Raw genomic sequence first — 1,419 nt, 5'->3', positions numbered from 1 at the left:
ACCGTGCTGCAGTGCCAGCTGCGCCGTCATCAAGGCTTCGCTCCACGGCAACCCCATGCGCCGTAGCGCCCTGGCATCCAGCGTCCCGTTCACCATGGCTGATACGTATTGCGGGCAGTGAGCCTGACTTAACAGTGCCGCCTTGGCCCGGCCGGGGCGGAATTCGTTATCGCCATGGGCAATACCCCGGCTGCGCAGGTAGCCATGCAGCCGGGCAAATTTTTCCATGGGAAAACGATGTTTGCCGGGAAAGGGAAAGCTGTATTCGGGATGATAAACAAGCGGCAGCACGGGCGACCTGACAGGCTGGACTCGATCGCCGTATTGTGTCGGTTAGCGGATCAAGCGGCAAACCAGGGGCACTTCAGGGTTCCGCAGGTGCCTTGCTCCCTCCATCCCTCTCACCCCCTTCACCCAATACCCGGTACAGAGTGATGCGCGACTGATACTGGTTGTAGATCAGATCCAGGCTGTTCTGGCGCGCACTGTTAAAACTGCTTTGCGCGCTGAGCACGTCGGTGAGCTCGGTTTCGCCTTCCTGATAACGCACCTGCGCCACCCGATAGGCTTCCTCGGCTTGCTGGTATGCCTCTTCACGATACTGCTGCTGCTCGGCCAACCCCTGCACATTACTCAACGATTGCTCCACTTCCTGCAGGGCCACCAGCAAGGTGCCGGTATAACTGGCCACCTGCTCTTGCCAGGCGGCCTTGCTCTGATTGATCCGCGCATTGCGGGCACCACCATCAAACAGGGTTTGCGCCAACGACACGCCCAGGCTGTACACCGCATCGCCATTGAACAACGACGACAGGGCGCTGCTGGCATAACCGCCACTACCGGTGAGCGTGATGGAGGGCCAGTAGTCCGCCCGGGCGGCGGCCACAGAATAATCCGCAGCCATCAGGCTGGCCTGGGCCTGGGCAATATCCGGGCGCTGGGCCAGCACCTGATCCGGTAAACCGGCCTGGATCTCCGGCAGCTGCAGATTGCTCAGGGTGCCGCCACCCACCTGGAATGCCTGCGGCATTTCTCCCACCAATACCGCCAGCGCATAACGGCTTTGCCGCAGCTGGTGACGCAAGGACGGCAACTGCGCTTTCACATTGGCGACCACGGTTTTCTGCTGGGCCAGATCCTGGGGGGAGACGGCACCGTTCTCTACCTTGGCCTGCACCACATCCAGCACTTGTTGGGCCAGCGCCAGATTCTCTTCCGACAGGGCCAGATTGTCCTGCAGATACAGCACCTGCAGATAGGTATTCACCACACTGGCAATCACCGTGAGCTGCACGGTATCGCGACTGAACTGGCTGGCCAGCAGGGAGGCCCGCGCCACATCACGGCTATTGCGAAGCTGCCCCCACAGGTCCAGCTCGTAGCTGGCACTCACGGAGGCGTTGTAGCTTTCACTGCTAC

At 61.0% G+C, this 1,419-nt stretch carries 1 protein-coding gene and 1 pseudogene; both read right to left on the bottom strand.

Annotation, left to right across the window (positions count from 1 at the left end; genetic code table 11):
* A pseudogene (locus A3730_RS20070) lies at nucleotides 1-291 on the bottom strand (histone deacetylase); the annotation flags it as partial.
* Nucleotides 292-364: 73 nt separating this feature from the next.
* A partial coding sequence (locus A3730_RS20065) for an efflux transporter outer membrane subunit (RefSeq protein WP_063538769.1) occupies nucleotides 365-1,419 on the bottom strand: 1,055 nt, incomplete at its 5' end.

Source organism: Alcanivorax sp. HI0044, assembly GCF_001634945.1.
This window is presented reverse-complemented; position numbering and strand designations above follow the sequence as displayed.